16 protein-coding genes are annotated in these 20,102 nt (G+C 40.1%); 3 read left to right on the plus strand and 13 right to left on the minus strand.

Annotation, left to right across the window (positions count from 1 at the left end; translation table 11 throughout):
• Nucleotides 1-4: 4 nt before the first annotated feature.
• The 10 genes from CTY47_RS05100 to rsmH are packed head-to-tail and all read right to left on the minus strand — an operon-like array spanning nucleotide 5 to nucleotide 12,200.
• Nucleotides 5-733 carry a cell division protein FtsQ/DivIB gene (locus CTY47_RS05100; protein WP_099463700.1) on the minus strand — a complete coding sequence of 243 codons (729 nt, stop codon included), beginning with the start codon at nucleotides 731-733 and terminating at the stop codon, nucleotides 5-7.
• A gap of 3 nt (nucleotides 734-736) precedes the next feature.
• The gene (murC, locus tag CTY47_RS05105) at nucleotides 737-2,119 is read right to left on the minus strand and encodes a UDP-N-acetylmuramate--L-alanine ligase (RefSeq protein WP_099463701.1); all 1,383 of its coding nucleotides are present in this window, start codon (nucleotides 2,117-2,119) and stop codon (nucleotides 737-739) included.
• 16 nt (nucleotides 2,120-2,135) lie between these two features.
• Nucleotides 2,136-3,248, minus strand: coding sequence for an undecaprenyldiphospho-muramoylpentapeptide beta-N-acetylglucosaminyltransferase (gene murG, locus CTY47_RS05110; protein WP_099463702.1), 1,113 nt, complete (start codon nucleotides 3,246-3,248; stop codon nucleotides 2,136-2,138).
• Nucleotides 3,245-4,528, minus strand: a complete 1,284-nt coding sequence (locus tag CTY47_RS05115) for an FtsW/RodA/SpoVE family cell cycle protein (protein WP_099463703.1) — start codon at nucleotides 4,526-4,528, stop codon at nucleotides 3,245-3,247. The genes murG and CTY47_RS05115 overlap by 4 nt, the downstream gene beginning before the upstream one ends.
• Nucleotides 4,529-4,547: 19 nt before the next feature.
• Nucleotides 4,548-5,891: a UDP-N-acetylmuramoyl-L-alanine--D-glutamate ligase gene (gene murD / locus CTY47_RS05120; RefSeq protein ID WP_099463704.1), complete on the minus strand. Its 1,344-nt coding sequence runs from the start codon at nucleotides 5,889-5,891 to the stop codon at nucleotides 4,548-4,550.
• A 31-nt stretch (nucleotides 5,892-5,922) separates the two neighbouring features.
• On the minus strand, nucleotides 5,923-7,182 hold the full coding sequence (mraY, locus tag CTY47_RS05125; protein ID WP_099463705.1) for a phospho-N-acetylmuramoyl-pentapeptide-transferase: 1,260 nt from the start codon (nucleotides 7,180-7,182) through the stop codon (nucleotides 5,923-5,925).
• A gap of 9 nt (nucleotides 7,183-7,191) precedes the next feature.
• Nucleotides 7,192-8,673 carry a UDP-N-acetylmuramoyl-L-alanyl-D-glutamate--2,6-diaminopimelate ligase gene (locus CTY47_RS05130; protein ID WP_099463706.1) on the minus strand — a complete coding sequence of 494 codons (1,482 nt, stop codon included), beginning with the start codon at nucleotides 8,671-8,673 and terminating at the stop codon, nucleotides 7,192-7,194.
• A 22-nt stretch (nucleotides 8,674-8,695) separates the two neighbouring features.
• Nucleotides 8,696-10,888: a penicillin-binding protein gene (locus CTY47_RS05135; RefSeq protein ID WP_099463707.1), complete on the minus strand. Its 2,193-nt coding sequence runs from the start codon at nucleotides 10,886-10,888 to the stop codon at nucleotides 8,696-8,698.
• A 2-nt stretch (nucleotides 10,889-10,890) separates the two neighbouring features.
• On the minus strand, nucleotides 10,891-11,250 hold the full coding sequence (locus tag CTY47_RS05140; protein WP_099463708.1) for an FtsL-like putative cell division protein: 360 nt from the start codon (nucleotides 11,248-11,250) through the stop codon (nucleotides 10,891-10,893).
• Between the two features lie 32 nt (nucleotides 11,251-11,282).
• Nucleotides 11,283-12,200: a 16S rRNA (cytosine(1402)-N(4))-methyltransferase RsmH gene (gene rsmH, locus CTY47_RS05145; protein WP_099464087.1), complete on the minus strand. Its 918-nt coding sequence runs from the start codon at nucleotides 12,198-12,200 to the stop codon at nucleotides 11,283-11,285.
• A gap of 329 nt (nucleotides 12,201-12,529) precedes the next feature.
• Here rsmH and CTY47_RS05150 point away from each other — a divergent pair, with 329 nt between their 5' ends.
• The 3 genes from CTY47_RS05150 (at nucleotide 12,530) to CTY47_RS05160 (ending at nucleotide 16,734) form a co-directional block, all read left to right on the plus strand.
• Complete coding sequence (locus tag CTY47_RS05150) at nucleotides 12,530-14,869, plus strand: alpha-N-acetylglucosaminidase TIM-barrel domain-containing protein (RefSeq protein ID WP_099463709.1); 2,340 nt, start codon at nucleotides 12,530-12,532, stop codon at nucleotides 14,867-14,869.
• Nucleotides 14,870-14,934: 65 nt separating this feature from the next.
• Nucleotides 14,935-15,762: a 1-acyl-sn-glycerol-3-phosphate acyltransferase gene (locus CTY47_RS05155; RefSeq protein WP_099463710.1), complete on the plus strand. Its 828-nt coding sequence runs from the start codon at nucleotides 14,935-14,937 to the stop codon at nucleotides 15,760-15,762.
• 9 nt (nucleotides 15,763-15,771) lie between these two features.
• Nucleotides 15,772-16,734 carry a GNAT family N-acetyltransferase gene (locus tag CTY47_RS05160; protein WP_099463711.1) on the plus strand — a complete coding sequence of 321 codons (963 nt, stop codon included), beginning with the start codon at nucleotides 15,772-15,774 and terminating at the stop codon, nucleotides 16,732-16,734.
• Here the strand turns inward: CTY47_RS05160 and CTY47_RS05165 are convergent, their stop codons facing one another.
• The 3 genes from CTY47_RS05165 to gpmI form a co-directional block, all read right to left on the minus strand.
• Nucleotides 16,735-17,781: a DUF4434 domain-containing protein gene (locus tag CTY47_RS05165; RefSeq protein ID WP_099463712.1), complete on the minus strand. Its 1,047-nt coding sequence runs from the start codon at nucleotides 17,779-17,781 to the stop codon at nucleotides 16,735-16,737.
• Nucleotides 17,782-17,809: 28 nt separating this feature from the next.
• Nucleotides 17,810-18,391, minus strand: a complete 582-nt coding sequence (locus CTY47_RS05170) for a DUF3109 family protein (RefSeq protein ID WP_099463713.1) — start codon at nucleotides 18,389-18,391, stop codon at nucleotides 17,810-17,812.
• A 94-nt stretch (nucleotides 18,392-18,485) separates the two neighbouring features.
• Complete coding sequence (gpmI, locus tag CTY47_RS05175) at nucleotides 18,486-20,009, minus strand: 2,3-bisphosphoglycerate-independent phosphoglycerate mutase (protein ID WP_099463714.1); 1,524 nt, start codon at nucleotides 20,007-20,009, stop codon at nucleotides 18,486-18,488.
• Nucleotides 20,010-20,102: the final 93 nt, after the last annotated feature.

A 20,102-nucleotide genomic window follows, 5' to 3' on the forward strand; every position in this document is an offset into this window, starting at 1 on the left:
TTATCTATTTTTTAGTACAAACTATCTGGTTGTTATATTTTAAATTTATCACATTATACTTCTTCCAACCTACTTTAGGAATGGCTTGTTCATAGAAAAGTTGCAAATTATTAAGCTTCTCTTCAAAATTATCGAACGTCCCCAGTATAATACGATGGTCTCCCACCCTCGGAATAAGCTCTATTTCATTATCCTGTTCCACATAGATTTGTTCTATCTGGTTATTCCAGAACTCATTCTTCTGCAAAAATAGTGCAAATTTATATAAGTCGGTTACCGCCAACTCTTTTTCCACATAGCCACTTACAATTGGTACATGAGCTACATAACGGGAACTGACAGGCATAACGCTTCCCAAATTATCCACATAGTAATTCCCGGAAGTACCGATAATGCGCAAGATAGGAACTTTCTGCTTTACTTCCAACTTTATAATACCCGAAGGTGTTTTATAAGCCTCTACGGAAGCGATCATCTGATTTTTCAGCAATTCATTTTCTATCTGGTCGGTATTTACCGTGTTCATCTGCTTATCTATAGGATTAAGATGGGCTTTTTTTAATAAGCCAATCAAATCACCTTCGCTCACGAAATGCTTATCCAGACTATCTTTTACTACAACCTGAAGATCATGGCAAACATAATCCCGTCTCATTTCCCGAAAGAAAAAAGTGACAAACACGATGTAACAAAACAACAGCGTAGCTACTACTATGGAGATAATCCGTATCACAATCTATTTCTTATCTAATATTTCTTTTACCGGTTCCACCAAACGATCAATATTGCCTGCACCAACCATTAACACAACCTCCAAAGATTCCTTTTCCGATTTTATCAAATCCAGTAATTCATCCTTGCAGATCAGCCTTTTTGCAGAAATAGTTACCTTATCTAAAATCACTTGAGAAGTAATACCAGAAATCGGTTTTTCGCGTGCCGGATATATATCCAGCAAAATCAATTCATCCAACAATGACAGGCTTGCCGCAAAATCAGCTGCAAAATCTCTTGTACGCGTATAAAGATGGGGTTGAAATATCCCGGTTACCTTTTTATCCGCATACAATTCCTTTACAGATAATATACTTGCTTTCAGCTCTTCAGGATGATGAGCATAATCATCTATTAATACAATATTATCTTTCTTCAAATGGTAATCAAAACGACGGACAGGGCCGGCAAAAGAGGCCATCCCTTTTTTTATTTCGTCTGCAGTAACTCCATTCAACCATGCAAGAGCAATAGCTGCTATACCATTTTCAATATTAACTTTAACAGGAACACCTAATTGGATATCGGCTATACGAACATCCGGTGCCACAAAATCAAAAAAGATTTCGCCATTTCCTATACGTATATTTTCCGCATGAAAATCTCCTCCGTCCGTAGCAGAATAAGTATACAGACGTACACCTTTTTGTAATCGGGGCGTTATACTTATTCCTTTTTTCATTATCAAAATACCATCCGGGCGGATCAGTGACGTGAATTTTTCAAAACTTTCACGATAAGCTTCCGGTGTTCCGTAAATATCCAAATGATCAGGATCGGCAGCTGTAATAACAGCCATATAGGGAGTAAGCCAATGAAACGAACGGTCAAATTCGTCAGCCTCAATTACAGTCAAATCACTTTTGTCCGACAACATCAGGTTGCTATTATAATTTTTCAGGATTCCTCCTAAAAAAGCATTACAATCCACTTGGGATTGTTTCAGCAAATGAGCCGTCATAGATGAGGTAGTCGTTTTACCATGTGTTCCGGCTACACAAAGTCCACGGGAACAATTCGTAACCTCTCCCAACACTCGGGCTCGTTTCACCACTTCAAATCCATTTGTATGGAAGTAAACAAGCTCTGTATGCGACTCAGGCACAGCTGGTGTATATACAACCAATGTATCGGATAACGATTTACATACCTCCGGAATCAAATCAACATTATCTTCATAATGAATAGCAGCACCTTCTTTATTTAACTGTTCCGTTAAAGCAGAAGGAGTTTTGTCATAACCGGCTACAAACTTCCCTTTAGAAAGAAAATACCTGATCAGGGCGCTCATTCCTATACCGCCGGCACCCACAAAATAAACTGCTTTTACAGTGTTTATATTCATATTAAATCGTCTTCTGTTACGCTTTTTCTTTCTCTATAATCTTTACAATTTCATCTACAATCAACTCCGCACTTTGATGATGAGCCATACAAGTGATATTAGAACTTAACGCATGAAGTAAATCATCATTATGTATAGTTGCCAGTGCCGTCGTTACCAATGAATTTTCGGCCTCTTTATCTGTCACCATAATTGCAGCATTTTGATTTACCAGAGCTTGAGCATTTTTAGTCTGATGATCTTCCGCCACATTAGGAGAAGGCACCAGAATCACCGGTTTCTGCAACAAGCAGAGCTCCGATATGGAACTGGCTCCTGCACGGGAAATCACCAAATCTGCTGCCGCATAGGCATAATCCATACGGGTAATAAAATCAGAACACCATACCGGCATACCGCGATACGCCTTCAAATGTTTTAAAGCTTCATCCTGATAATAGCGTCCCGTCTGCCAGATCACCTGCACATCCGATGCAAATAATTTATCAAGATCACCCATGATACTACGATTTATAGTTCGCGCACCAAGGCTTCCGCCCACAACCAATATTGTTTTTTTATCAGAAGAAAGACCGAAAAAATCCAACGCTTCTTTCTTCTTGTCCAAAGCCTCTTCCAAATCCTGACGCACCGGATTACCGGTTATAACAATCTTTTCTGCAGGGAAAAACTTATCCATACTTTGGTATGCTACACAGATACGGTCTGCACGCTTTGCCAGTAATTTATTTGTCACTCCCGCATACGAATTTTGCTCCTGAATCAATGTAGGTACACCCAAAGAAGAAGCCATCCATAGTGTCGGACCACTGGCATAACCGCCTACACCAACAGCAATATCCGGTTTGAATTCGCGGATAGTCCGTTTTGCCAGGCGAAGACTTCTAATCAGCCTTCCCATCACTTTTATATTATTTGCCAAATGAGCACGGTCGAAACCACTCACCGGCAAACCTATAATACTATACCCCGCAGACGGAACCTTCTCCATCTCCATACGGTCTTCAGCTCCAACAAACAATATCTCCGCCTCAGGGAAACGTTTCTTGAAAGTGTTGGCTATAGAAATAGCCGGAAAGATATGTCCCCCCGTACCTCCGCCACTTATAATTATCCGATATTGTTTCATACTTTCGTTTCTGTTATAATTTCTACATTTTCTTGCACGGCAGCCATTGGAGACTCTTGTGTTGCAATTTCCCCTTCTGGAAGTTCGGAAGAATTATTGTCTTCTTCATTTTCCAAAACTTCATCGTCTTCTCCCTCGCCCATATGTGCACCAACCCGGCTTACACTCAGGATTATTCCGAAATAGATGCAAGATATCACCGTAGAAGTACCACCACGGCTAACCAATGGCAAAGGCTGACCAGAAACAGGTATTAAATTAACACCCACCGCCATATTGGCAAGAGCCTGAATACCAACCAGAAGCCCACACCCTATCACCAGGTATTTAGCATATACTTTATCACACTTCCGAGCTATAATACCAACCCGAACCAGCAACATTATATACAACATCAACACAAATACACCTCCGGCATATCCCATCTCCTCTATAATAATAGCATAAATAAAGTCAGAATATGCTTGCGGAAGAAAATCTCTCTGCTGCCCATGTCCCGGCATATTGCCTATAACGCCACCACGTGCTATAGCTATTTTCGCATGCGAAACCTGATAGTTTTTATCATTAATTTTATACGTTTCCGGATCTATTTTATCTTCTCCGTGCAAATGCTCCTGAATACGGTACTTCCATGTCAAACCGCGATCCAGATATTTATGCATCGTATCTTCAGGAGTAATAAATAATACAGCAAGAATAGTAGCACCGAACAGAACAACAATCCCCGCCAGTATCAATAACTTCTTTATTGCAACTTGCCCGATAAACATCATCAGGTAACAGAATCCAAAAAGCATTGCAGCAGTAGAAAAGTTTTCCGGAAAAATCAAAACACAAGCCACCCCCACGCCACCTAATATCCACCAGAATATCTTATCAGGAGGAACCGTATCTTTCTTGCTCAACCAATAAGCCATATAGCCGATAGAGGCAAGCTTAGCAAGCTCCGAGGGTTGTATACCCCATAGCCATCGTCCGGCTCCGTTAATTTCTTGTCCCAGAATAGGAGTCAATATCAACAGGATAATAGAGATGGGAAAAAGCAACACTAAGAAACCGGCAATCTTCTTATACGGTACATGGTGCAGAAAGACAATCAAACAAACACCAAAAGCCAAAATCATAGCATGCCTGCGGATAGGTACCCACGGACTTGCCTGTTTATAGGCTAAAGTGCTGGTTGCACTAAACACCTCCACCAACGATATAACACAAAGGAACATAAAGATGATCCATATCACCGTATCTCCTTTTAATAATTTATTTACCAGTTTCATCCTCTAGCAGACCTCGTTATTAAAGGTTACGTACACAAGCTTTAAACTGGTCGCCACGATCTTCATAACTTTTAAACAGATCGAAGCTGGCACAACAAGGGGATAATAATACAGTATCTCCTTTTTCCGCCAATTTATAGGCTTTTGTTACTGCTTCTTCCATAGAGCGGGCATCCTCGATCTTCTCTACTTTGCCATCAAAAAAAGCATGCAGTTTATTATTATCAACTCCCAAAAACAGTAAAGCACGGGCTTTTTGTTTTACCAACTCTTCTATTTCCGAATAATCATTGCCCTTGTCCGTACCACCTAATATGAGTACAACTTTAGTTGTCATACTCTGTAAAGCATACCAGCACGAGTTTACATTCGTAGCTTTAGAATCATTAATATAATCCACGCCTCGTATACGGGCAACTTTTTCCAGACGATGTTCAACTCCGGCAAAATCACTCAACGAAGCACGAATCTTCTCATCATGAATATCTACGACTTTAGCCGCAATACCCGATGCCAATGAATTGTACAAATTATGTGTACCTGTTAATGCCAATAAGTCTTGTTCCATTGTAAATGTTCCATTTGACGTTTCAATTTTCACTTGCTTATTATCAGTATATCCCTTCACACCTTTTTCATTTGTTTCGGCGAACGGGTAAAGAGTAGCTTTCGGATTACGCTTGGCAATCTCACGAGCTATGATAGGATCATCATTCCAGAAAATAAAAACATCTTCTTCGGTCTGATTCTGCAAAATACGTAATTTTGCATCTACGTAATTCTGCATTTCATAATTATAGCGGTCCAAGTGATCCGGTGTTATATTCAAAAGAATCGCAATATCCGCCTTAAAATCATACATATTATCCAATTGAAAACTGCTCAGCTCTATAACATATACTGCATGTGGACTTTCTGCCACCTGCAAAGCCAGGCTATTTCCTACATTTCCGGCTAATCCTACGTCTATACCTGCCTGTTTTAATATATGATAGGTAAGCATCGTTGTCGTAGTTTTGCCATTACTACCAGTAATACAAATCATTTTAGACTCGGTATATCTCCCCGCAAACTCTATTTCGGAGATGATATGCGTCCCCTGTTCTTTCAATTTCTTAATGATAGGAGCCTTATCAGGAATACCCGGGCTCTTTATCACTTCGTCGGCATTCAGAATGTCGGCTTCGGTATGCTGTCCTTCTTCCCAACGAATATTATGGGCATCCAGCATCTCCTTATACTTAGGTTTGATAAACGAAAGATCGGAAACAAACACATCGAATCCTTTCGCCTTGGCTAGTACGGCAGCACCTGCTCCACTCTCACCAGCCCCTAATATAACCATTCTTTTCTTTTTATCCATTTTTATCTTTTAAATGTCAATTGTCCGTCATTTACCTCATCTTTAACGTTACAATTGTAATAACAGCCAGAATAATACCAATTAACCAGAAACGAACTACAATCTTTGATTCGGGAACCACATTATAAGGCTTCTGTATCAAAGCCTCGATTCCGGCATTACCCTGTTTCTGGAAATGATGATGAAGAGGTGCCATCTTAAAGACACGACGTCCTTCGCCATATTTCTTTTTCGTATATTTAAAATAAAAACGCTGTATAAGTACAGATAAATTTTCCACCAGAAAGATACCGCAAAGGATCGGGATAAGCAATTCTTTTCTTATGATAATGGCAAAAACGGCTATCACACCACCTAACATAAGGCTTCCGGTATCCCCCATAAACACTTGCGCCGGATATGAATTATACCATAGAAAACCAACTGTCGCTCCAATAAAAGCCGCCGCAAATACGACTAATTCTTCCGCTCCCGGAATGAACATAATATTAAGGAAAGACGCAAATTCAAAGTGCGCCGACATATAAGCCAAGATACCTAACGCCACTCCTATTATTGCCGAGCTGCCTGCTGCCAATCCATCCAGCCCATCCGTCAGGTTAGCACCATTAGAAACGGCCGTTACCACAAAAATCACCATAATTACAAATATAAGCCAGGCCGCTTCTTCTTTATAATCGCCTGCCCAACTAACCAACTGTGCATAATCAAAATTATTATTCTTCACAAATGGAATTGTAGTTTTGGTTGACTTTTTCTCCACCGTATGATAACGCACTTCTTCAATCACATTATCATGCCGTACTTCCATATTTTCTTTAATCACCACATCCGGGCTTATAAAAAGAACCAAGCCTACAATCAGGCCAAGACCTACCTGTCCGATGATCTTGAATTTACCATGCATACCTTCTTTGTTCTTTTTGAACACCTTAATATAGTCGTCTGCAAAACCAAGGGCTCCCAGCCACAGAGTCGTCACCAGCATCAAAATTACATATATATTATTAAGGCGGGCAAATAGCAAAGTTGGTACCACTATTGCAATAATAATAATCAGTCCTCCCATTGTAGGCGTACCTTTCTTACTCATTTGTCCTTCCAGACCGAGATTACGTACAGTTTCCCCTATCTGAAGCAATTGCAGTTTGTCAATAATACGCCTGCCAATAGCGGTCGAGATAAACAATGATAAGATCAATGCCAGTGCCGAACGGAATGATACATATTTAAACATTCCCGCCCCCGGAAAGTCAAACTGATCCAAATAATTAAACAAATAATACAGCATGTCGTTTTCCTATGATTGTTGTGTTGCAAATATATCCTTTAATTTCTCGCGGTCATCAAAATGATGCTTTACACCTTGCACATCTTGATAATCTTCATGTCCTTTGCCTGCTACCAATATTACATCGCCTTTCTTAGCCAGCATAGTCGCCGTTTTAATTGCCTGGGCACGGTCGGTAATACAAAGCGTATCATGCATGTCATCCTTGGATAGTCCGGCTACCATATCCTTAATAATTTCGTCAGGATCTTCCAGCCGGGGATTATCCGAAGTAAGTATAAGCTGGTCGCTCAGCCTGGCAGCTTCTTTAGCCATAATAGGGCGTTTACCTTTATCACGGTTTCCTCCACAGCCAACAACGGTAATGACGCGTCCTTTTCCTTCCAATACTTCATGGATTGTATTTAATACATTCACTAAAGCATCCGGTGTATGCGCATAATCAACAATCGCAGTATAACCTAATGGAGACTGTATGGTCTGAAAACGTCCTGACACCGAATGTAACGTACTTAACACCACTAAAACCTCTTCCGGATTTTTACCCAACGAAACTGCAGCCCCGTAAACAGCCAACAAGTTATATACATTGAAACGTCCGACAAAATGAACAAACACTTCTTTGTTATTTATCAGCATATCTGTCCCGTCAAAAAAGGACTCCAGTATTTTTCCCTTAAAATCGGCTAATGTACGTAACGAGTAAGTCAACTTCTTCGCAGCCGTATTTTGCAACATAACTAAACCTGATTTGTCATCAACATTCGTAATCGCAAATGTGCCGGCAGGCAGATCATCAAAAAACTTTTTCTTAGCTTTCAGATAATTTTCTACCGTTTTATGATAATCCAGATGATCACGCGTCAAATTGGTAAAAATACCACCATTAAATGACAGGCCGCTAATGCGTCGCTGATCTATTGAATGTGAACTCACTTCCATAAATGCATATTCGCAACCAGCTTCCACCATGCGTGCCATCAAAGCATGGAGCGTAATCGGATCAGGAGTTGTATGCTCTGTGGGTATCGGTTCACCGTCTATATAATTACATACAGTAGAGAGCAAACCAACCTTATGTCCCATTTTACGGAACATTTCATATAATAAAGTTGCTATAGTAGTCTTACCATTTGTACCGGTAACACCCACTAACACCAATTTATCCGAAGGATTATCATACCATTGGGAAACCAGTTTGCCTAAAGCTTCGGCAGAATCTTTCACCCGGATGAAAATAGGATTCCTTCCGAGAGAAATTATAAATTCTTCCGGAAGAAAAGGAATTTCTTCACAAACTACGGCTACCGCACCTTTTTTCAAAGCGCCTTCAATATACGCATGGCCGTCTACTGCCGTACCCCGGACAGCAACAAACAAAAAGCCTGGTTCCACTTTACGTGAATCAGACTGGACACCTGCTATGTTTACAGCCACATCACCCATCACTTCCGGCGAATCCAACGAATAAAGCAGTTTCTTTAATTCCATATTCAATCGTACAATTTATTCCTTATCTCAATGTCAATAATATAGTCTGCCCTTTTACAATACGTTGACCAGGCAGAATACTTTGCGAGACAACACGCCCTGCTCCCGCTAAAGAAACTCTCAATCCAACTTTTTCGAGCAGATAAACAGCATCACGGGCACCCATTCCGGTTACACGTGGCACCAGGCCTTCCCGTATTGTTACATCTTTCAGATCAACTTTCTTTTCATCCTGGTTATCCGAAGCAAATACCCATTTGGTCTCCAGACTATCCGTATCCGTGTCTATATCCAATTCGTCTAAAACATCTTCTAGAGCTTTCAAATTACCACCTTTCACCGAAGGGACTTTCACGGCCAAAGAATCAACCTCCATATCACGCACATCAAAAGACATGTGGCTCGCATATACCTTCTCTGCAATCGCTTTTACCACAGCGCCCGACATTGTACCTCCGGAAGGATAACCAATCCGGGGACGACGAATTACCACAATTGCCGAATATTTCGGATGATCGGCAGGAAAATAGCCACAGAAAGATACTTGATGCCCACTGGTACGATACACCCCGCCACTGGCAATCTGAGCCGTACCTGTCTTTCCTGCTATCGGAATAATATCCGAATGGACTGCTTTACCTGTGCCTTGCTCCACCACATTAACCAACATTTCTTTTATAAGAGATAACGTACGGCTGGAACAAATAGAAGATTTTATCACTTCCGTAGAAAAACTTTCGACAGTCTTTCCGTTATGCATAATTTCTTTTGTAAACATCGGACGTACCATCTTCCCATCATTGGCTATGGCGTTAAAAAAAGTCAACGTATAAATTGGAGGGACCTGAGTTTCATAACCAAACGACATCCACGGCAATGTTGTTTTAGACCAATAGCGTGTTGAATCGTCCGGACGGCGTATCTTTGACCGGCCAGCACCCGGAATTTCCAAACGCAGGTCTGCATTCATACCAACACGGTATAAGCCTTCCACGAATTTTGTCGGGTTATTAGAATATCCCTTCAGGATCGTTTTGGCGACACCTATATTAGAAGAATACCAGATAGACTGGGCAACCGATATACGCCCATATCCTCCATGATTCATATTATGGTCGGTCATCCGGGCACCTTTATACATATATATACCATTACCTACGTCTACTGTATCATTGGGAGTACATACCCCATCTTCAAGAGCAACCATTATAGAAGCAACTTTAAATGTAGACCCAGGTTCTGTTTCATCGGCTACAGCATGGTTTTTAGTTTCGCCATAAACACCCTCACGAATACGTCCCATATTAGTGATTGCCTTAATTTCTCCGGTTTCCACTTCCATGACAACAGCTGTGCCCGATTCCGCATCAATTTCTTTCAGTTTATCTATCAAACTCTTTTCTGTAATATCCTGTATACTTATATCTATTGTAGTACGGATATCCAGACCATCCGTAGGCTCAAGTTCAACAACATTTGTCCAACCTCCACCTACACGGCGTACAGAACTTAAACCAGCCTGCCCACGTAATAAAGAGTCATATTGTAATTCAAGCCCGTTTTTACCTTTGGTTGTCCCGCTTGCTTCAATTTCCCCATAAATATCTCCAATTGTACGGGAAGCTAATGTTCCAAAAGGTTTCTGGCGCTGTACCATCTCTTTAGCATAAAATCCGCTTCTAAAACGGCCTAAGCGCATAAACGGGTACTTTTTTATCTCCTTATAATCAGAATAAGAAACTTTTCCTTCATAAAGAGGAAACTGCCGGCTTCCGCTTTTCAATCCACGTACCAAATAATCTTTATAACCACCCGGAGTGCGGTTTTTGAGCTTACGCGACAAGTAGATAGATAAGGAATCGAGCCCGTCACGTTTCGACTTCAGTAAAGTATCCCGGCTGCTCCACTTCTTTGAAGGACTTTTATAGCAGTCCGCCCCAAAATCGATATATAAATAATAACGAGGCACACTGGTTGCCATTAATTTGCCGTCTGCAGAATAAATATTACCACGCCCGGGCAATACTAGGCGGTTCGGCCGTTTTTGTTTCTCAGCCACTTTTTCCCATATTGCTTTTTCCACAAAAGCAGTATTAAAAGCACGCATTAATATGGCAACAGCTACGAGCCCTAGCACAACAACAACAAGGAAATAACAGAGTAAAATTCTGTTATTGCCCGGCACCACTTCTTTTGGTTCGTTCTCTTCTGCCATAATTATTTATACAATTCATAAGGAGGCGTTTTTGCGCCTTCCAATTCAATACCTTGTTCTTCAATAAGTAGTTCTATCTGTGACTGGCGGCTATTGCCTGTCAATTCCGACGAAATTGACAATGCTTCAAAACGCACATCACGTAATTGTTGTTGCAAACGGTCTATTTCGCGTAATTTCTGCATACACGTATAACGATTGCTTATGAAAAAGAATATCAATATCACAACAAGTATAATCATACGCGTATGTTTGATAATGAAATCCTCCTTCAGGATACCACCGCCCAACACATACAAAGGAGAAAAACGATTTTCTTTCCTTTTTGCCTTCTTACGCTGTTGTTTTTTTTCTTCTTCCATATTTCAGTTTACAATGACAACTCTGGTACTCATTATTTTTTCTCAGCGATCCGAAGTTTAGCACTTCTGGAACGGGGGTTCCGCATGACCTCTTCTTCATCCGGAACGATAATTTTATTATTCACTAATTTAAACGGAGACTGGATATTTCCAAAAAAATCCTGCTCGCTCTTTCCTTCAAAGTTGCCTGTTTTGAGGAAGTTTTTCACTAAACGATCTTCCAGCGAATGATAAGTAATAACCACTAACCGTCCACCCGGCTTCAATATTTTCAAAGTCTGCTGAAGCATATCGCGCAAAGCACGCATCTCGTCATTCACCTCTATACGAAGTGCCTGAAAAGCCTGTGCCAAAAACTTTTTTTCTTTATCCCTGCCGGCAAACGGCTTCAGTATTTCCAAAAAATCCCCAATAGTCCTTATTTCTTTGGTTTCACGTGCTTTTACCAACACAGCAGCCAACTTTCGCGCAACCTTCAATTCACCATACAAGTAGAACACATTAGCTAATGCCTCTGCCGTATAAGTATTTACTATATCGGCAGCAGTCTTACCCGCACGGGTATTCATCCGCATATCCAATGCACCGTCAAACCGAAAAGAAAAACCGCGTTTTTTATCATCAAAATGATGGGACGATACACCCAGATCGGCTAGCAAAGCATCGACTTCCCCATCCACTCCGTAATAGCGCATAAAATTATACAAGTAGCGGAAATTACTTCTAACGAATGTAAATCCCGGCTGATCCGGGATATTATTTTCCGCATCCGCATCCTGATCAAAGCCATATAAGTGCCCTTCGCTATCCAACCGTTTCAGTATCTCACGGGAATGCCCGCCACCACCAAATGTCACATCAACATAAATACCCGAAGGACTAATATTCATACCCTCCAGGCTTTGATGCAACATCACCGGAACATGATAGCAAATTTCTGTCTCTTCCATCTCCTGCATTTATGTTAAACTTCCTCTTAAAATAAGATGGCGTACTTCTTTGAGCAGCACATACATTAACCTATTAGAGGGTAAAAGTACATATTTCCGAAAATACCTGCCAAGAAATAGATAAGAAAAGTGCAAAAAAGTTTTCAACAGCTCATCAAATAAACAGGAAAACCAAAACGGACACAATCATAGTTATGATTCTTTTAATTCATAGTTATGTTTTTGAAAAGTCATAATGATGAATTCTTTCTTTTGTCCAACAGTATTGGTTATTCTGATTAGTATTCACTATATTTGTACATCTCAAAAAGAAAAACCACTTTATCATTATGAGAACACCATTTCTTATTATCGCTTCTATTTTTATTTCATTCTTTACACAAGCAAATGATTGGAAGATTTTAAAACCAACAAATGCACACCGCGCTTATGAAATTGCAGCAAATGAATTTCAGGCATTCTATCATGCCGTTACAGGGCAAAAGCTGGAAATTATAAACACTCCCCAAAAAGGCAACTTAATTGTCATAGGCTCAGATATTGTGAATCGTTTTACAAGAGATGCCATCGAAAAAAAAATCATATCACCTCTTAATATCGGAGCAGAAAGTGACTCTTATCGAATATTATCAGCAAAAGACGACGATTGTAACTTTCTTTTTCTTGCAGGAGGAAACGGACGGTCTACGCTATATGCCGTATATGATTTCTTCGAAAGAGAAGCAGGATGCCGCTATTTCTGGGATGGGGATATTATTCCCAAAGCCGACCATATCCAAATGACAGGACTTGATATTACGGAATCTCCTCGATTCATGTATAGAGGTCTTCGTTATTTTGCGCACCGCAGCCTGACCCGTTTTCAGGCAGAGCACTGGGGACCTGACGAATGGGAGAAAGAAATAAACTGGATCGTAAAAAAGCGCCTGAATCTATTCATGCTACGTATTGGCATGGATGATATTTTCCAAAAAGCATTTCCAGACATCGTTCCTTACCCTCCTACCGATAAAACTTTGCCGGAAGCACTCCCCCGCTCATTTTATGACAGAACGACAGCCTGGCCTTTACAATATCGCGGCGAATTACGAAAACACATCCTGAGCTATGCAAGAGACCGGGAACTAATACATCCTGAGGATATGGGGACTATGACCCACTGGTATAGTTGTACACCCAAAGCTTTCCTTAAAACTGTTCAACCCACATTTAACCCACAATCCGGAGGTGCCTATCTGGGAAATCCCACCAATGCCGTATGGGATATCCGCGACGATAAGAACCTAGATAACTATTGGAAACTAACGCAAGCCCACATTGATAATTACGGTAGTCCCAATATGTTTCACACGATTGGCATAGCAGAAAGAGAAACTTTTAACACACGGGAAGATAATCTGGAAATGAAACTATACGCATACCGCCGTATAATTAATAAACTACGCGAACACTATCCAACAGCACCGATTTTAATAGCATCATGGGATTTTTATCTCCCAGGCTGGAAAGGCAGCGAAATAAAAAAACTATTAATGCAATTGAATCCTTCAAATACAATTATTCTTGATTATACATCAGATTTACCTTCCAACAAAACAAACACGCATTTTGAGAACTGGGGTGTGGTAAATAAATTCCCATACACATTTGGCATTTTCCACGCATACGAATGGGAAAATGAATTGCGGGGAAATTACGACTTGATCAGGCAGCGTATGCCCATCGCTATTGCAGACCCAATGTGTAAAGGTTTTGTTTTCTGGCCTGAAACATCACATAGCGATCCCTTAATGTTGGAATTTTTCACACATAATTCCTGGAAGCCCGACATGTTAACCCCGGAAGAAATTTTACCTGTATTCTGCAATGACCGCTATGAAGAAAATGCAAAAATTATGCTGGAAGGCTGGAAAGCTGCAATGCCCGTTATCGAGCTAGAAGATGAACTTCCTGCACAATACAAAAACATATGGGCTTTTGCCAAAAAGGAGATCACAGATGAATCTGTAAAAGAATTCCGGGACAATGACACAAAAATAGCTACAACCTTAAATAAAGTACCTGAAATACTTCACATATTAGCACGCTTGCCCTATGGCAAAGGAAATAAGTTCATAGACCGGGACGCTATTGATTTAGCACGCACTATTGCAGGTCGTCAATTCACAGCCGAATTGTACCGCTATGCTATTGCACAAGCAGATTACCGGGCAGGAAGATGTAAAATAAATCACATCAAGACAGCCGAGAGGCGAGCCAAAGCAACATTGTATGCTTTAAGAGACATACTGGCTTTACATGATGATTATTCAATGAATGCTTCCTTAAAACAGATCGAATCAGTAAAGCAACCTGTCAATCCGGCATTTGAACAAGCTTTAAAAGGCAATTCCGAAAACGATTATTGCCGTAGTTATATCAGCGAGTTCTTTGATTATTATTATCTACCCCAATTTGAACACTATGTGAAAGAAATAAACAAAGAATTAGCCGTCAAGCATATAAAAAAATTCCCCGACGCTGACAAAATGGATATGCAATATATAATCAATGCATTCTATAATAAACCATTAAAAGAAATGAGACCTTTAAATCCAAAGCCCAGAACAAATAAGACATATCATAGTATTTTGGAAGATTTAGCCAAAGATTTAGAGAAATATAATTAAAAACATCCTATAAAAAAGGTCTGATTTAATTATTCACTATATCTTTGCCACGAGTGAATGCAAGAATGACACAGGCAAATAGCATAAAACAGATTGACATAAGGCAGGTACTACAAGAAAAAGCACCTGCTGCTAAAAAGATACCGGGGTTTGTTGTCAATTATCTGACACGTACCATTCATCAAGAAGAATTGAATGACATCCTCACCCGTTACCACGACAAAGACGGAGTGGACTTCATGAATGAACTTATAGGATATTTCGATCTTACCCTAAATTTAGTAAACGTAGAAAATCTCCCCTCAGAAGGACGATATATATTCGCATCCAATCATCCGTTAGGAGGACTGGATGGAATTTGCCTATCGGCCGTTATCGGAACACACTATAATGGAAAAATCCGTTATCTGGTAAACGACCTGCTCCTTTATTTATCTAATTTAAAATCGATATTTGTCCCTATTAATAAACATGGCGCCCAAGGTAAAGAAAATGCCAGATTGATAGAAGAAGCTTATGCATCTGACAACCAAATTATTACCTTTCCGGCAGGACTTTGTTCGCGCAAGCAAAACGGACATATTACCGATCTAGAATGGAAAAAATCATTCATCCAAAAAGCTGTAGAATATAAACGAAACGTTATACCCGTTTACTTTGAAGGAAAAAACTCCAATTTTTTCTATCGTTTGGCAAATATCCGCAAAGCATTCGGTATAAAAATGAATTACGAAATGATATATCTGCCGGATGAAATGTTCCGGTGCAAGCATAAAACATTCCACATTTATTTTGGCAACCCCATTCCCTGGCAAACATTCGACAATAGCAAAAAGCCGGCTGAATGGGCAGAATGGGTAAAAGGAATTGTTTATAATTTAAAGAAAAAATAGACTCACTATATGCAAGACATTATTAAACCTGTTGACCGGACTCTTTTGAAAGCTGAACTTACAAAAGATAAATTACTCCGGAGAACAAATAAATCGAACAACGAAATTTATATCATTACAGCCCATGATGCCCCCAACGTCATGCGTGAGATAGGACGTCTCCGCGAAATAGCTTTCCGGTATTATGGAGGCGGCACTGGCTTAGATTGCGATATTGACATGTTCGACACTATGGAAGATGCATACAGACAACTAATCGTATGGAGTCCTGAAGACGAACAAATATTGGGAGGGTATCGCTTTTTATGCGGCACAGATGTAAAATTCGATAAGACAGGAAAGCCGATACTTGCGACAGCACATCTGTTTAATTTTTCAGAGCAGTTCATAAAAGAAGTGCTTCCTTACACCGTAGAGTTAGGACGCTCGTTCGTTACATTGGAATACCAATCAACAAGGACTTCTGCAAAGAGCTTATTCGTACTTGACAATTTATGGGACGGGCTAGGCGCATTATCCGTAGTAGACCCAAGTTTAAAATATTACTTCGGTAAAGTTACGATGTATAACACTTACAATACCGAAGCCCGAAATATGATTCTTTACTTCCTGGGACTCCATTTTCCTGATGCGGAAAAACTGATAACACCTGTTTATCCGCTACAAACAAACACTGACTTAGAAAAAATGAAAGCACTTTTCCACCATGACAATTTCAAAGACAATTATAAGGTATTAAACCAGGAAGTAAGAAAATTCGGAATCAATGTTCCGCCGCTTGTAAATGCATATATGAGCCTTTCCCCAAAGATGCGTGTATTCGGAACTGCTATCAACCACGAGTTCGGAGAAGTAGAAGAAACCGGAATACTTATCGCTATCAACGAAATTCTGGAAGACAAGAAAAAGCGTCATATCGAAACATACCTTAAAGAGGAATGCCAATCGGCAGAACTGATTCGGAAAGGCTGATTACTTCTGCGCTTTCAGCCAGGCAGCATAGTCTGTATAAAATTTATCTGCTTTCGGCTGTCCGAGGGTTGCTATTGAACCCGGTTTACTCATAAGTCCGCTATACTGGTAAATTAATATTTTCTCAACAAAAGGAGAAACATCTTCCATCTGCACAAGAAGACGATCGAATGTAGACGGTATGGCCGGACTTGTATATACTTTTCCTTCAAAATCAAATATCTCCAAGTCTGCCCAGATTTTAGCACGGCCAGCTTTATTATGGGCACGAGACAAAGCCTCGAAGTATTTTCCAACTTCACCGGCCTTAGACTTTTGCACACCGACTTCATCTTGATATGCAATAATATCCACATCTAATCTCTCCAATTGTTTTGCATAATAATCATCAGCTTTTACAGTACGTGTCCCGTAAGGGGCAATCATCGTTTTACAATGAGGAGTCAATTCGTGCGCCAGTTTTGAACTGCCATTGACATAAGCGATTGTCATTTCATCCATCGTTTCCGTCAAATTGGTTTCATTCGGATAATACCAACCGTAAAAACTTTTATGATGAGAATATTTTGTGGCTACTTCTTCCATCCCTTTAGCACGCAGAGCGGCTACTTCCCGGCTAGTCATCATTTTATCCACTTCCCGAAAATCTCCCCAATAATCATTACTAATAAAGAACTTGATTCCATATTCATCCGCTGCGCTAAGCACAGTTTCTAACGGATCAGGTGAAGCCATATCATATCGTGGTTGCAAGTTTGACGGATAAAAAGTCTTTCCATTGTCTGCAACAGATAGCAATACCAGATACTCCATACCCAATTCATGGATATCTTTGATCATTGCCCGCCATTGTTCATCCGTATATTTATATAAAATAGGATTCCAATACTTCGCTCCCACACGCGAATGGTGATAGAATTCGAACCAGGAACCCACAACCGGCTTTATTTTCGGATTATGTTTAAAATCCATAGCCTTTAAATCACTTGACATCAATGCTGCAGTAGCAGCCAATCCACCTAACTGTAAAAATCTACGTCTATCCATACTAGTATTAATTTAAGGAATTACAAATTTACATATTCTTTTGCTTCGACCACTCTTGGGCACACTGTTCTAAAGCATCATACCATTCTTTACCAAACTTACGGATCAGCGGTTCTTTCAAGAACTTATAAACCGGAAGTTTCTCTTTCTTCCCTAATATTTCGGCAGCTTTACACACATCCCACCGATGAAGGTTTACAGCACGGAAATCACGGTATTGTGTAACCCGGATCGGATATAAATGGCAAGATACCGGTTTATAAAAATCGACGCGGCCTTCACGGTATGCTTTTTCGATAGCACATTTACAAGTTCCATCCCCATCGTAACAGGTAAACACACAGTCCTTCCCATTCACAATAGAAGTTACCGTATCTCCTTCTTCGTCGATATAAGCCACTCCTTGTCTATCTATCACTTCCTGTGCTTGAGGAGACAAATCACTCCATACATATGGAAGTACCTTCTGAAGTTTTGCCAATTCGGAATCTTCCAAAGGAGCACCAGAGTCACCTTCTATGCAACAAGCCCCCTTACAATGAGAGAGGTCGCAAATGAAATAGCGTTCTATTACATCCAAGCTAACCAATGTGTCATCTATCTGTATCATAAATAAGAAAAATAAACATACAAAAAACCCTGTAAAAGCAAACAACATTTGTTAGTCCCTTACAGGGTTTAAAGATCATATTAATATATTACTATTATTTAATCAATACCTTCCCAGTCATTTCTTTTGGCTGTTCCATACCCATAATCCGGAGAAGAGAAGGTGCTACATCTGCTAAAATACCATCTTCCACTTTTGCATCTTTATTTGCCGTTACATACACAAACGGAACCGGATTTAAAGAGTGGGCAGTATTAGGAGTACCATCTTCATTCAATGCATGGTCTGCATTTCCATGGTCTGCAATAATGATTACTTCATAATCATTCGCTTTTGCAGCCTCAACCGTATCATGCAGGCAAGCATCTACTGCAACAACTGCTTTTTCAATTGCATCGTAGATTCCGGTATGGCCTACCATATCGCCATTAGCATAATTACAAACGATGAAATCATATTTCTTCGTATTGATTGCCTCAACCAATTTATCTTTTACTTCGTATGCACTCATTTCAGGCTTCAGGTCGTACGTTGCCACTTTCGGAGACGGAACCAGGATACGTTCTTCTGCATCATAAGGAGTTTCGCGTCCGCCATTGAAAAAGAATGTTACGTGAGCATATTTTTCAGTTTCTGCAATATGCAACTGGGTCTTACCTTCAGCTGCAAGATATTCTCCCAATGTATTTTCTACATTTTCCTTATCAAACAAGATATGCACTCCTTTAAAACTTGCATCATACGGAGTCATACAGAAATATTGCAAATTAGGGATAGTACGCATACCAGCTTCGGGCATGTCTTGTTGTGTCAATACAACCGTTAATTCTTTAGCACGGTCGTTACGATAGTTGAAAAATATAATAACATCGCCTTCTTCGATAGTAGCTACCGGTTTGCCGTTTTCAACATGTACAATCGGCTTAATAAACTCGTCAGTTACACCTTCTGCATATGATTCCTCCATTGCAGTCACCATACAAGCAGCTTCTTTACCTTTGCCATTTACAAGCAGGTCATAAGCTTCTTTTACGCGTTCCCAACGTTTATCACGGTCCATTGCATAATAACGGCCAATAATAGAAGCAATCTTGCCTCCTGTCGTTTTCAAATGATTTTCCAACTGTTCTATAAAGCCCTTTCCGCTCTTCGGGTCTGTATCACGACCATCCATAAAGCAATGAACATAAGCTTTACTGATACCGTATTCCTTAGCAATATCTGTTAGTTTGAACAAATGCTCCATAGAACTATGCACACCTCCGTCCGAAACCAATCCCATGAAATGAATCTGCTTATTGTTTTCTTTTGCATAACTATAAGCACGTTTGATTTCCGGGTTATCCATAATTGTATTCTGGCGGCATGCTATATTAATTTTCACCAAATCCTGATATACAACACGTCCTGCACCAATATTCAGGTGACCTACTTCCGAGTTACCCATCTGTCCGTCAGGTAGACCGACATTTTCACCAGAAGCCTGCAACTGAGAGTTCGGGTATGTTTTCAACAGATAATCCCAATAAGGAGTAGAAGTGTTATAGATTACGTCATCTTTCTGATGGTCTCCGATACCCCAACCATCACAGATTAATAATAGTGCTTTTTTGCTCATGATCTGTAATATTATATTTATTTATACTATTTCTGGAATCTGGCTGCAAAGATACATATTTCTACGGTATTATTCCCCCGCAAAGTATTACTT

This window comes from Parabacteroides provencensis (genome assembly GCF_900232875.1).
Lineage (GTDB): Bacteria > Bacteroidota > Bacteroidia > Bacteroidales > Tannerellaceae > Parabacteroides > Parabacteroides chinchillae.